Here is an 11,904-nt window from a genome sequence, read left to right as displayed (position 1 = left end):
CCCGAAGCCCCCGGATCCCTGCGGATCAGGCCCGGCGGCCCGGCCGACGCGCCCGCCATCCTCCGTATGCTCGACGCGGCGGTGGCCTGGATGAACGCGCGCGGCAACACCGAACAATGGGGCACCATCCCGTACTCGGCGCGACCCGACGGACCGTCACGGATCGATCGCTACACGACCGAGAACGCCCCGTACATCGCGGAGTGGGACGGCACACCCGTCGGGGCCCTCGTCCTGGACTCCGGCCCCAGCCCGCAGATGCCGATCCCCCCGGCCGACGAACCCGAGCGCTACGTCCGCCTCCTCGTCTCCGACCGCCGGCACGCCGGTCACGGCATCGGCGCGGCCCTGCTCTCCCACGCCGTCGACGAAACCCGTCGCGCCGGCGTGGAACTCCTCCGCGTCGACTGCTGGGCGGGCGACGGCGGTCGCCTCGTCGCGTTCTACGAACGCAACGGCTTCACCCGGACCACGCCCTTCCTCTCCGGCACCTGGCCGGGCCAGGTACTGGCCCGCCGACTCGACTGACCGCCCGGCCAGGCGTCGGAGAGGAGTCGGCGCGGTCGTCGCGGATCAGTGCGCGATGCCGTCGATGAGGTCGCGGGCGCCCTGACGGAGGAGGGCCACCGCGACGGAGGTGCCCAGGGTCGCGGGGTCGAGGCGGCCCGCCCACTCGTGGGCGTTGAGGACGGTCTTGCCGTCGGGGGTGAACACCGAGGCCCGCAGGGAGAGTTCGCCGCCGCGGTCGGTGCGGGCGAACCCGGCGATGGGGCTGTTGCAGTGGCCCTGCAGCACATGCAGGAACATCCGCTCGGCGAGGGTCTCGCGGTGGGTGTCGGGATCACCGAGCCCACTGACCGTGTCGATGGTGTCGGTGTCGCCCTCCCGGCACTGGAGGGCCAGCACGCCCGCGCCGATGGGGGGCATCATCGTCTCGACGGACAGGATCTCGCTGATCACGTCCGCACGGCCGATCCGCTCCAGCCCGGAGACGGCCAGCAGCAGCGCGTCCGCCTCGCCCGCGGCCAGCTTCTCCAGCCTGCGGTTGGCGTTGCCGCGGAACGGCACACAGTCCAAGTGCGGGTGGGAGGCGGCCAGTTGCGCGGTACGCCGTACGGAGGAGGTGCCGATACGGGTTCCGGCGGGCAGCTCGTCCAGGGTGCGCCCGGCGGGGTCCACGAGCGCGTCCCGGATGTCGTCCCGCTTCAGGAACGCCGCGAACATCGTGCCGGCCGGGAGGGGCCGGTCGGCCGGGATGTCCTTCACGCAGTGCACCGCGAGATCGGCCTCGCCCGCGACGAGCGCGGCGTCGACCTCCTTGGTGAAGGCCCCCTTGCCCTCGACCTGGGAGAGATCGCCCATCCACTTGTCCCCGGTCGTCTTCACGGGGACCACCTCGGTGCGCAGCGCCGGGTGGAGCACGGCGAGTTCGGCGCGTACGCGCTCCACCTGCGCCAGAGCCATGGGCGAGTCTCGGGAGACGATACGAATCAAATCCTGCGACATGAAGGCACGATAGCCCCTCGGGACCGGGCCCGATGACCACTCTCGACCCTGGCCCCCGGTCCGACCGCCGCCGTCACACCTTCGCCCGCTGGTACTGCCCCAGGAAGTCGAACTCCCCTTCGGCTACGCGGTACAGGAACAACGCGTCGTGGTTGTATCCGGCGTCCGGGGTGTACGCGACGGTCCGGCTGATGCCGGCGTAGGAGACCTCCCGCATACGGCGTACGATCGCGCCGCGCTCCCGCAGGGCCGCCTTCCCGTCGGTGCACGCCTCGGCCAGGAACAGCACCGCGTCGTACGCCTCCGCCGCGTACCGGCCGGGCCGCTCCCCGTACCGGGCCTCGTACTTCTCGGTGAACGAGCGGGCCGCCGGGGTCGCCGTCGGATCGATGAAGGTGGTGGCGAGGACCCAGCCGTCGGCCGCCCGGCCCGCGCGCTTCAAGAACCGTGGACCGAACGCCCGTTGGGTGGCGACCCGGGCTCCCGAGAACCCCGCCTCGCGCAGCGCGGCGGCGAAGGCGCCCGCTCGTTCCTGCCCGCCGCTGAAGACGACCGCGTCCGACCCGGACGCGACGACCCGCGCGGCGAGCGCGGTGTGGTCGAACGTTCCGGCGGTGACACTCGTGAGGCTCGTGTCCCTGCCGTCGCGGCCGAGCGCCCGCTGGATGTAGTTGCAGAAGGACCAGGCGAAGTCGCCCTCGGCCCGGTCCTCGACCAGGAACACCTTGCGCGCGTCGGCCCCGCCGGTCAGATAGACGTTGCACGGGGCGGCGAGCAGCTCCTCCTCCGGCGAGAGCTGTGCGTGCGAACGGAACGTCGACGCGTCGGCGTTCCTGACCTGCGACGACACGCCCACCGACACGGAGACCACGGGGAGTACGGCCTTGGTGTACGTGGCCTCCGTGGCGAGGAAACAGGCGTTCGTGGTCGGTCCCAGCACCGCGAGGACCTGGTCGTCCTTCGCCAGCCGCGTCGCCCGGTCCAGGGTCCGGTCGGGCTCGCCCTTGTCGTCGTACGCGCGCAGCGTCAGCCGCAGCGGTCGGTCGTCGTCGGCGTTCACACGCTCGGCGGCCAGCCGGGCGCCGTCGAGCTGGGCCCGCCCGATCTCGCCGGTCGCGCCCGAGAGGTCGCCCTGGAAGGCCACGACGAGGTCGGCGCGCGTGCCGGACGTCGGCGGGCCTCCCGCACCGGGCTTCCGCTCGCCCCGGTTCCGCCACCACCAGGCGCCGCCGCCGGCCGCCAGCAGTCCGGCCGCCCCCGTGGAGCCGAGTGCCAGGAAACCGCGGCGACTCGTGGCCCGAGCCCGGTCCTGTGTCCGGGCCTCGCGCCCCGGCTCGCCGAGCGACGTCACCGTCACCACGTCCGGCGCGGAACCCGGGACCGCCGCCGATGCCGGGGCCGGTGCCGACGCGGACGACGCCGGTGCGCTCACCCGGGTCGGCTCGATCGCCCCCATCGCGAGCACCGCCGCCGACCGCTCCACGATCAGCCGGGTCACCGGCTCCGGCAGCCACCGCTCCCGATCGGCCGTCACCGCCGCGTCCAGCGCCGCACCGACCTCGACGGCGGTGGGCCGGCGCGCCGGATCCTTGTCCAGACACGCCCGTACGACCGGCTCCAGCTCTTCCGGGACACCGGGCAGCTCGGGCTCGTCGTAGACCGTGCGCAGCAGCACCCCGGCGGCCGCGCCGGTGCCGAACGGGCGGACCCCGGTCGCGGCGAAGGCCAGGACGCAGCCCAGCGAGAAGACATCGCTGGGCGGGCCGATCCCCGCGCCGCGCGCCCGTGCCTGTTCGGGCGACAGGAAGCCGGGCGAGCCCACGATGACCCCGGTGGAGGTGAGCGCCGCCCCGTCCGGCGAGCGCGCGATACCGAAGTCGATCAGGCGCGGACCGTCCGGGGCCAGCAGCACGTTCCCCGGTTTCACGTCGCGGTGCACCAGGCCCGCCCGGTGGACCGAGTCGAGCGCCTCGGCGAGCCGCAGCCCCAGCACGGCCACGGACGCGGGGGACCACGGGCCGTGGCCCTCCAGCGCCTCCGAGAGCGAGGGGCCCGGTACGAACGGGGTCGCCAGCCACGGATCCTCCGCGTCGGCGTCCGCGTCCAGCAGGGGGACCACCCAGGGGCTGTCCACCTGCCGGGCCACCTCGATCTCGCGGCGGAACCGGGCCCGGAATCCGGCGTCGTCGGCGTGGGACGACCGGACGACCTTGACCGCGGCGTAGGCGCCGCCGGGCGCGCGGGCCAGGAACACGACGCCCATGCCGCCGGCGCCGAGCCGCCGCAGCAGGCGGTAGTCGCCCAGCCGTGACGGATCGGCGGTGCGCAGTGGCTCCATCAGGCGGTCAGCGGCGCCGGGCCGCCGTACACGAACGCTCCGTTCTCGACGCGCCAGAGGTAGCCGCCGGTGCCGTCGATGACCGGCAGACCGTTCTTCTGGAACGCGTACGTCCGGGTGACGCCCTGGTACTTGACGGCCCGCAGCGCGGCGAGCAGGTCCTCGCGGGTACGGCTCCGGGAGGGGAGATCCGCGAGCGAGGTGAGCACCATCGACGTCACGTCGTAGGCCTCCGCCGCGTACCGGGGCGGAGCCTTCTTCCACCGCTTCCGGTAGGCGTCGACGAAGGCCTTCGCCTCGGGGACGTCCGCCGGTTCGACGACCGGTGCGACGATCGTCCAGCCGTCGGCGGCCTCCTTCGCCGCCGTGAGGAAACGGGCGTCGAGCAGGGCCGGTCCGCCGGCGCGGGCACCGGTGAAGCCGCGCTCGCGCAGGGTCCGGGCGAACGACGCGCCCCGGTCGGACAGTCCGGCGAAGGCGAACGAGTCGATGTCGGCGGCCAGCAGGTCGTCCACGGTGTCCCCGAAGCCGGTCCGCATGGTGCTGACCACACGGGGCACGTACGGCTGCCCGGCCGCCCGCAGTTGCTTGCTCAGATTGGCGCTGACCTCCCAGCCGTAGTTGTCGGCGGCCCGGTCGACGACCACACCGACCCGGCGGGGCCGGGTGCTCCGCAGGAACGCGTCCATGTAGAACGGCAGCAGGGAGTCGGGCAGGCGGGCGTGCAGGAACGGACGGAAGCCCTGTACGGACAGGGCGATGGCGCCGGGGGACACGGCGACCACGGGCAGCAGGGCGGCGTCGTAGGCCGCCAGCGCCGACTGGGCGGTCGCGTCCGTGGTCGGTCCGACCACGGCGACCACGTCGGGGTCGTCGGCGAGCCGCTTCGCCACCCGGGCGGACTCGGCCGGGTCGCCGCCGTCGTCCTCGGCCCGCACCTCCACCTGGAACGGCGCGTCGCGTCGGGCGTTGAACTCGGCGACGGCCAGGCGCAGTCCGTTCTCCTGGGCCCGGCCGGTGTCCCGCTGGTCGCCGCTGAGGTCGCCGTGCAGCGCGACGATGTGGGCGGCCCGCCGCGAGGAGGCGGTCGCCTTCCCGTCCCCCGAACCGCCACCGTCCCGGCCCACGGCCCACCAGGTCGCGCCGCCCCCTGCGGCGAGCAGCGCACCGGCGCCGGCGAGGAGGACGCGCCGCCTCGCGGGGGCGGCAGGGGCGCCGGACGCGGCGACGGGCACGGTGTCGTCGGGGCCGCTGGTCCTTGGGGCGGGGGTGCCGGGGAGGCCGACGTCCGGTGTGGTCGTCGAGGCGGAGACGGGTGCGGTTTCCGAGGCGGTGCCCGCGGCCGAGGCGCTCGCGGAGATCTCGGTGCGGTCGATGTCCGGCAGGGCGAGCGCCTCGGCGGAGCGCCGGGCGATCAGCCGGACCACCTCGTCGGGCAGCCAGGACTCGGAGGCACCGCCGGGCCTGTCGGCGGGAGCGTCGGAGGGCTGGGCCGCGGTCTCGGCCGAGGTCTCGGTGGTCGAGGCTTCGGCGGTCAGGGCTTCGGTGGTCGAGGGCGCGTCGGCGGAGCCTTCGGCGGTTCCGGCAGCGGCCTCGCCGGCCAGGCCTTCGTCCGCCGAGTCTTCGTCGGCGGCGCCGTCGGTGGCACCTGCCGGGGACGCGCCGGCGGCGGCCGTGTCCGCCTCCGCCTCCGTCTCCGCCTCCGCCTCCGCGGGGAGCAACTCCCGTATCAGCTCCGCCACCTCGGGCCGGGCGGCCGGGTCCTTCTCCAGGCAGCGCGACAGCAGTGCGCCGAGCGGTGCCGGTACGCCGTCGAGGTCGGCCGGGTCGTGCACGGCCCGGTAGAGGAGGGCGTCGAGCGCCCCCGTGCCGAACGGCGGCCGGCCCGTCGCCGCGAACGCCAGCACACAGCCGAGGGAGAACACGTCGCTGGGCGGGCCGATGGTCCGGCCGCCACGCCCTTCGGCCTGCTCCGGGGAGAGATAGCCGGGCGTGCCGACGACGAGCCCCGTCGCCGTGAGTCCGCTGTCCTCGGGCGCCCGGGCGATGCCGAAGTCGATGAGGCGGGGCCCGTCCGCCGCCAGCAGGACGTTGCCGGGCTTGAGGTCCCGGTGGACCAGCCCGGTCCGGTGGACCTCGGCGAGCGCCAGCGCCAGCCGGCCACCGAGGACCCGCAGCCCGTGCTCGCCGAGCGGCCCGTGCACGGCGACGGCCTCGGCCAGGGAGGGCCCGGGCACGTACGCCGTCGCCAGCCACGGCGCCTCCGCGTCGGCGTCGGCGGCGATCAGCGGCACCGCCCAGGGGCTGTCGACCCGCCGGGCCACCTCCACCTCGCGCCGGAACCGCTCCCGGAACCCCGCGTCCTCGGCGTACTCCGCCGCCAGGACCTTCAGCGCCACCAGCGAACCGGCCGGCGTACGGGCGAGGTACACCACGCCCATGCCGCCGGCGCCGAGCCGGCCGAGCAGCCGGTGGTCGGCGATCCGCGCCGGGTCGGACGAACGCAGCCGCTCCATCAGCCCTCGCCCCCGCCCAGCTCGTCCGCCACCCGTTGGAGCATGGTGGTGGTACCGCGCGTCATGAACTGCTCCAGTTCGTCGACGGTGTAGCCCTCCGCGCCCTTGATCGACACGGTCATGGTGACCTGGCCGAGCCGGGTGACCATCCAGCGGTAGTCCGCCTTGCCGGTGCCGATGAGATAGACGCCGGTCTCCAGGACCGAGTCGTCGGCGTAGTTGTTGCCGCGCATGCCTCGCGGGGTGCCCACGGACATCAGTCCGGCGATCCGTTCGTCGGCGCGGACCTGCTGCTCGGGGCAGCGCAGCGCCTCCTCCAACGTCGCCGACACATGGTCGTCGGCGTCGGGCACCCCCGTGTGCACCGTCACCGTCGCGGTCACCCTGACCGTGCCGCGCTTTCCGGTGCCGGGCAGTTGGCTGTAGAGCGACAGGGACGCCAGTACGTCGCCGGGGAGCGGGCGGCGCTGCCAGCGGCACTCGTCGTCGAGCACGGCGATGGTTCCCTCGGCACTGCGGGCGAGCGGCCGGGCCTCGAAACCGGAACCCCAGTCCTGCGGCCGCATCGCGACCGCCTCCGCCAACGCGGCACCGTCCTTCCGCCCACGCGGTACGCGGTCCGGGGCCGCCGTGAACGGTGCGGTGGACGGTGTCGCCGTCGGCTCCGCGTCCTCGCCCGCCGACTGCCCGGACGCGGAAGCGGAAGGTGCCGCCGACCCGGACGCCTTGGTCCCGGGCTCGCCCGACCGCTCCGCCGCGTCCGCGCTGCAACCGCCGAGGAACACCGCGGCGGCGGCCCCCGACGCGGCGGCCCTCAGCCGCCAACGACCTCTTCGTCCAGCTGCTCTGTCGTCCAACACCCGCCCCCTCCACCGCGGTACCCCGTGTGTGACCGGTGATCGTACAGAGGTACGCAATCCCGGCGTGAGCGGTTCCCACGAGTCTCTTCGCACATGCCCGAACCATTGACGCGGAGCATGAACTGTCCCACTCTGAACGGATGTTCAGAACGATTGTTCAGAACGGGTCCCGGGCGAAGCCCGGTTGGGGCGACGGGTGCACTGAGGTGGTGGTGATCGGCGGCGGTATGGCCGGCATGGCCACCGCGCTGCGCCTGCAACGGGCGGGCCTCTCCACGATCGTGCTGGAGGCGCACGGTCACGCGGGCGGCTGCGCCGGCTACTACCGCAAACGCGGATTCTCCTTCGACGTCGGCGCGACCACGCTCGTCGACTTCGGTCCCGGAGGTGTCGGCGGCGAACTCCTCACCACGGTCGGAATTCCACCGCTGCTCGCCGAGGAACTCCCGGGCTACCGTGCTCATCTGCCGGACCGTCAGGTCGTGCTCCATCGCGACCGGGCCGCCTGGCACGCCGAACGGCTGCGCCGACTCGGTGACAGCGATCGGCACCGCGCGTTCTGGGAGCTGCTCGACCGGCTCGCCGACACCTTCTGGCGGGCCAGCCGGGCAGGCGTACGGCTGCCGATCCGTGGTCCCGCCGACGCCCTCCACGACCTACGGGCGGTGGGCCGGTCGGGGCTTCCGTACGCCCGCCATCTGAACCGGACCCTGGGTGACGCGCTGCGCGACCACGGTCTGCGCGGGGACCCCGCGCTGGTCGGACTGCTCGCCATGCTGGTCGAGGACACCGTCCACACGGGGGTCGACGACGCGCCCCTCATCAACGCGGCGCTCGGGGTGACCATCCGGGGCGCGGGCCTCAGCAGACACCACGGCGGCATGCACGGCTTCTGGCGTGTGCTGGTCGCCCGGTACCGAGAACTGGGCGGCACGCTCCGCACCGCCTGCCGCGTCTCCCGGGTCCGGGGCACGCCCGGCGCATACGAGGTGACGGCCCGTCAAGGAGCGTTCCGCGCCCGGCGGATCGTGTGCGCGGTCCCGGTGGCCACCACCGCGACCATCTGCGCGGGACTGCCCGTGGCCCGCAGGCTGCGCGCCTATCTGGAGCGCGACGCGGACGCCGTCGGCGGCGCGGTCGTCGCCTTTCTCGGCGTCCCCGAATCGGAGGTCGTGGAACAGGAGTTGACGCATCATCAACTGTTGCACTCCTACGACCGTCCCCTGGGCGACGGCAACAACATGTTCGTCTCCGTCTCCGCGCCCGGCGACACCCTCAGCGCGCCGTCCGGCCATCGGGCCGTGATGCTCTCGACCCACACCGACCTCGCCGACTGGCGCGGCCTCGACGCGGCGGAGTACGGGCAACGCAAGAAGGAGGCCGGGGAACGACTCCTCGCCCTCGCCCGGCGGGCGTACCCGCGGCTCGGGGAGCGGGCCGTGTTCGCCGAGACGGGAACGCCCCGCAGCTACGAACGGTTCGGCTTCCGCCCGGAGGGAGCCGTCGGCGGTGTGCGCCAGCGCCTCGCCAACACCAACCAGCACGCCGTACCGCACGACCTCGGCGGCCCCGGCCTGTGGCTGGCCGGCGACACGACATGGCCGGGCCTCGGCACGGTCGCCTGTGTACTGGGCAGCCGCATCGTCGCCGAAGGACTGCTGAGGGAGAGGAGACGCACCGGATGAACGCATCGGACGACCCCGGCACGACCGGTTCGCACGGCCCGGTCCCGGGCCTGCCCACCCTCGCCGAGCTCGGCGACGATCTGCTCGTCACCACCCGTCGCCAGCGGATCGTCGCGCTGGTCCGTCCGGGCGTCGGGGTGCTGCTGTTCACGGGCGCGGTGTGGCTCGGCTGGTGGTGGCTGACACCGCTGATCGTGTTCGGGATCTTCGTCGCCGTCGTGACCGTCACCCATGACGTGGTGCACCGCACGATCGGGCTGTCCCCGCGAGCCACCGACTGGGCGCTGTTCGCGATGGGGCTGGCCCTGCTGGAGAGCGGGCACGCCTACCGGGCCACGCACACCCAGCACCACCGTCTCTTCCCGCACCCCGACGACCCGGAGGGCCACCCCGCCGAACTGTCCCTCCTCGGCGCGGTCTGCTACGGCCCCGTCTTCCTCGTACGGCTCTGGCTCTGGTCCTACCGGCGGGGCCGCGACCGGCGCTGGCTGCTTGTGGAGGCGGTGGCCCCGTTCGCCGCGCTCACCGGGGGCGTGCTGCTCCTGCCGTACACGCCGGGACTGCTGGTCTATACGGTGATGGCGATCGTCGGCAGCTGGGTGTACCCGCTCCTGACGGTGTATCTGCCGCACCACGACTACGGAGACACCCCGTTGACGCAGACCCGCACCCTGCGCGGGAGGATCATCCCCGCCGTCTTCCTGGAACTGACGTACCACTTGGAGCACCACCTGTACCCGGGGGTGCCCAGCCACCGGCTGCCGGAGCTGGCCCGCAGACTCGAAGGCCACTTCGCCGCGCACGGGGTACGGCCGGTGCGCGTTGTCTGAGCACCGGGACGCTCGCTCGACCCGTGACCGTGTCCTGGAAGCCGCCCTGGCGTGCCTCGTCGGCAACGGCTACGGCGGGACCACCGCACGGGCCATCGCCCAGGTCGGCGGCTTCGCGCCCGGTGTCATCTACTACCACTTCGCCGATCTGGACGACCTGTTGGTGGCGGCGCTGGAACGGACCAGCGGAGCCCGAATCGACCGCTACCGCGCCGAACTGTCCGGCCTCGACCGGGCCGTGCCCATGATCGCGCGGCTGCGCGAGCTGTACGACGAGGACAGCCGCACCGGGCACATCGCCGCCGTCCAGGAGCTGTACGCCGGGGCACGGCCGGGAACGCGGCTGGCCGCCCAACTGGCCCTGGAGACAACGAAATGGGAGGACCTGGCCGAGGAACAGCTCACGGTCCTCCTGCGCGGCAAACCCCTGGCGTCCGTGGTCCGGGTGCGGGTCCTGGCCGGGGCGGCGGTGGCCTTCTACCTCGGCATGGAGACCCTCACCCACCTCGACGGCGACCGCTCCCGGCCGGAGACCCTGTTCGCCCAGGGGGCCCGCCTCGCCGCGATCTTCGACCGGGTGCCCCGTGTGAAGCGACAGGTCCGCAGGGTGAGATGAGCGAAGAGGGCCCCCTGAATCGTGTCACCGGTCGGGGGAGGGCGCGGGGGACTCGCGCGACCGACCAGGGGGCAGCCGGGTGCGCTGCCGGTGCGCCGTCCGGATCCCTACCGGGCCTCGCCCGTCGCCAACCGCCCCTTCGCCAGGGCGGATTCACCGGCGTCCGACCCCGACCCCGAGCCCGCGCTCCCGCCGTTCCTGCGGATCAGCGCCACCCCGAGCACCGCGAGGAGCGAGGCCGCCGACAGTGTGTACAGGCCCCCGTTCGTCGTGCCGGTGGTGTCCTTGAGGTAGCCGAAGAGCGTGGGCGAGACGAAACCGCCCAGGTTTCCTATGGAGTTGACGACCGCGAGCCCCGGTGCCGCGATCTTCAGGTCGAGTCCCGACTGCGCCATCGGCCAGAACAGGGTGGCCGCGCACTTGCCGCCCACCGCGGCGAGCGTGATGGCCGCAAGGCCGAACCAGGGCGAGCCCAGCGTGGCCAGGAAGGTCCCGGTCGCGGACAGGGTCAGGGCGACGGCGAGGAAGGGCCGGCGGTCGGGGGCACGGTCGGTGAACCGGCTCATCGAGTACATGGCGATCACCGCGCAGATCCAGGGGATCGCCGACAGCAGACCGACCTGGAACGGCGACAGCCCGCCGATCTCCTCGACCAGACTCGGCAGCCAGAAGGTGATCGCGTACCCGGTGAGGGCCATCGCGAAGAACACCGAGGTCAGCAGCGCCACCTGAGGGTGGATCAGCAGCTTGAGCCGCGACACCCTCGGAGCCCGGCTGCGCGCCTCCTCGTCCCGCGCCACGGCGGAGCTCAGCGCGTCCTTCTCCTCCGCCGTCAGCCACGGGGCGTCCTGGATGCGGGAGACGAGGAAGTAACCGGCGACGAAGCCGACGACGATCGACAGCAGTCCTTCGAGCGCGAACATCCAGCGCCAGCCGGCGAATCCGCCGACCCCGTGCAGTTCCAGCAGCGCGCCCGTGATCGGCCCGGTCACGATGTACGCGGTGGCCGATCCGCCCAGGAAGATCGCGCTCGCCCGGCCGCGGCTGGAGTCCGGCAGCCACTGGGTGAAGTAGAGCAGTACACCGGGGAAGAACCCCGCCTCCGCGACACCGAGCAGGAAGCGCAGCCCGTAGAACATCCATACGTTGTGGATGAAGCACATCGCCACGATCACCAGACCCCAGGTGATCATGATGCGGGTCAGCCAGACCCGGGCGCCGAACCGCTCCAGGAGCATGTTGCTCGGCACCTCGAAGAGGGCGTACCCGATGAAGAACAGCCCCGCGCCGAGCCCGTACGCGGTGGCGCTCACCCCGACGTCGGCACGCAACTCGTCCTGGACGAAGCCGACGTTGGTCCGGTCCATCTGGTTGATCAGCAGCATGAGGACGAGGATCGGCAGCATGCGGCGCAGGAATTTACCGACCGCACGCCGTTCGGCATCGGGTATGAGGACGTCTGACATCGTTGTCTCCCTCCGGCTGTTCATGTATCTGAACCGCCGTCACGTACGTAGGAATGGCCGGAACCTTACGGAGGGCACGCCTCCGGG

The 11,904-nt window shown here is 73.2% G+C and carries 9 protein-coding genes; 4 read left to right on the top strand and 5 right to left on the bottom strand.

The genetic code is table 11. From position 1 onward, the window contains the following. The first annotated feature begins 66 nt into the window (after positions 1-66). Entirely contained in the window at positions 67-528 is a 462-nt protein-coding gene (locus HW837_RS14075) for a GNAT family N-acetyltransferase (protein WP_078853698.1), read from the top strand. Positions 529-573: 45 nt separating this feature from the next. Here HW837_RS14075 and hemC read toward each other — a convergent pair whose 3' ends face one another. The 4 genes from hemC to HW837_RS14055 all read right to left on the bottom strand — a co-directional run bounded on the left by hemC (position 574) and on the right by HW837_RS14055 (position 7,217). Next, a complete protein-coding gene (gene hemC, locus HW837_RS14070; RefSeq protein WP_045560199.1) occupies positions 574-1,506 on the bottom strand; it encodes a hydroxymethylbilane synthase in 933 nt (310 codons plus the stop codon). 73 nt (positions 1,507-1,579) lie between these two features. Beyond that, the gene (locus tag HW837_RS14065) at positions 1,580-3,844 is read right to left on the bottom strand and encodes a bifunctional serine/threonine-protein kinase/ABC transporter substrate-binding protein (protein WP_193379628.1); all 2,265 of its coding nucleotides are present in this window, start codon (positions 3,842-3,844) and stop codon (positions 1,580-1,582) included. Beyond that, the gene (locus tag HW837_RS14060; RefSeq protein ID WP_237270164.1) at positions 3,844-6,360 is read right to left on the bottom strand and encodes a bifunctional serine/threonine-protein kinase/ABC transporter substrate-binding protein; all 2,517 of its coding nucleotides are present in this window, start codon (positions 6,358-6,360) and stop codon (positions 3,844-3,846) included. Before HW837_RS14060 ends, HW837_RS14065 begins: the two co-directional genes overlap by 1 nt. After that, on the bottom strand, positions 6,360-7,217 hold the full coding sequence (locus tag HW837_RS14055; protein ID WP_237270163.1) for a hypothetical protein: 858 nt from the start codon (positions 7,215-7,217) through the stop codon (positions 6,360-6,362). Before HW837_RS14055 ends, HW837_RS14060 begins: the two co-directional genes overlap by 1 nt. Before the next feature lie 209 nt (positions 7,218-7,426). Here HW837_RS14055 and HW837_RS14050 point away from each other — a divergent pair, with 209 nt between their 5' ends. Genes HW837_RS14050 through HW837_RS14040 form a run of 3 tightly spaced genes read left to right on the top strand, consistent with a single transcriptional unit; the run spans position 7,427 to position 10,351 of the window. Continuing rightward, positions 7,427-8,905, top strand: coding sequence for a phytoene desaturase family protein (locus HW837_RS14050; RefSeq protein ID WP_196788873.1), 1,479 nt, complete (start codon positions 7,427-7,429; stop codon positions 8,903-8,905). Continuing rightward, positions 8,902-9,735 carry a fatty acid desaturase family protein gene (locus HW837_RS14045; protein ID WP_193379629.1) on the top strand — a complete coding sequence of 278 codons (834 nt, stop codon included), beginning with the start codon at positions 8,902-8,904 and terminating at the stop codon, positions 9,733-9,735. Before HW837_RS14050 ends, HW837_RS14045 begins: the two co-directional genes overlap by 4 nt. Then, entirely contained in the window at positions 9,728-10,351 is a 624-nt protein-coding gene (locus tag HW837_RS14040; RefSeq protein ID WP_193379630.1) for a TetR/AcrR family transcriptional regulator, read from the top strand. Before HW837_RS14045 ends, HW837_RS14040 begins: the two co-directional genes overlap by 8 nt. A gap of 107 nt (positions 10,352-10,458) precedes the next feature. On the opposite strand, the gene HW837_RS14035 is transcribed toward HW837_RS14040, so the two are convergent. Continuing rightward, positions 10,459-11,817, bottom strand: coding sequence for an MFS transporter (locus HW837_RS14035; RefSeq protein WP_193379631.1), 1,359 nt, complete (start codon positions 11,815-11,817; stop codon positions 10,459-10,461). Between the last annotated feature and the right edge of the window lie 87 nt (positions 11,818-11,904).

Origin of the sequence: Streptomyces caniscabiei (assembly GCF_014930365.1) — a bacterium.
Taxonomy (GTDB): Bacteria; Actinomycetota; Actinomycetes; order Streptomycetales; family Streptomycetaceae; genus Streptomyces; species Streptomyces caniscabiei.
The sequence above is the reverse complement of the archived record's forward strand: the minus strand, read 5'-3'. Positions and strand labels throughout refer to the sequence as shown.

What these genes read in the sequence shown, in the direction of transcription:
- HW837_RS14075 (WP_078853698.1), top strand. Translation starts at nt 67, where the DNA reads ATGCTCGACGCGGCGGTGGCCTGGATGAACGCGCGCGGCAACACCGAA.
- HW837_RS14065 (WP_193379628.1), bottom strand. Translation starts at nt 3,844, where the DNA reads ATGGAGCCACTGCGCACCGCCGATCCGTCACGGCTGGGCGACTACCGC.
- HW837_RS14045 (WP_193379629.1), top strand. Translation starts at nt 8,902, where the DNA reads ATGAACGCATCGGACGACCCCGGCACGACCGGTTCGCACGGCCCGGTC.
- HW837_RS14060 (WP_237270164.1), bottom strand. Translation starts at nt 6,360, where the DNA reads ATGGAGCGGCTGCGTTCGTCCGACCCGGCGCGGATCGCCGACCACCGG.
- hemC (WP_045560199.1), bottom strand. Translation starts at nt 1,506, where the DNA reads ATGTCGCAGGATTTGATTCGTATCGTCTCCCGAGACTCGCCCATGGCT.
- HW837_RS14035 (WP_193379631.1), bottom strand. Translation starts at nt 11,817, where the DNA reads ATGTCAGACGTCCTCATACCCGATGCCGAACGGCGTGCGGTCGGTAAA.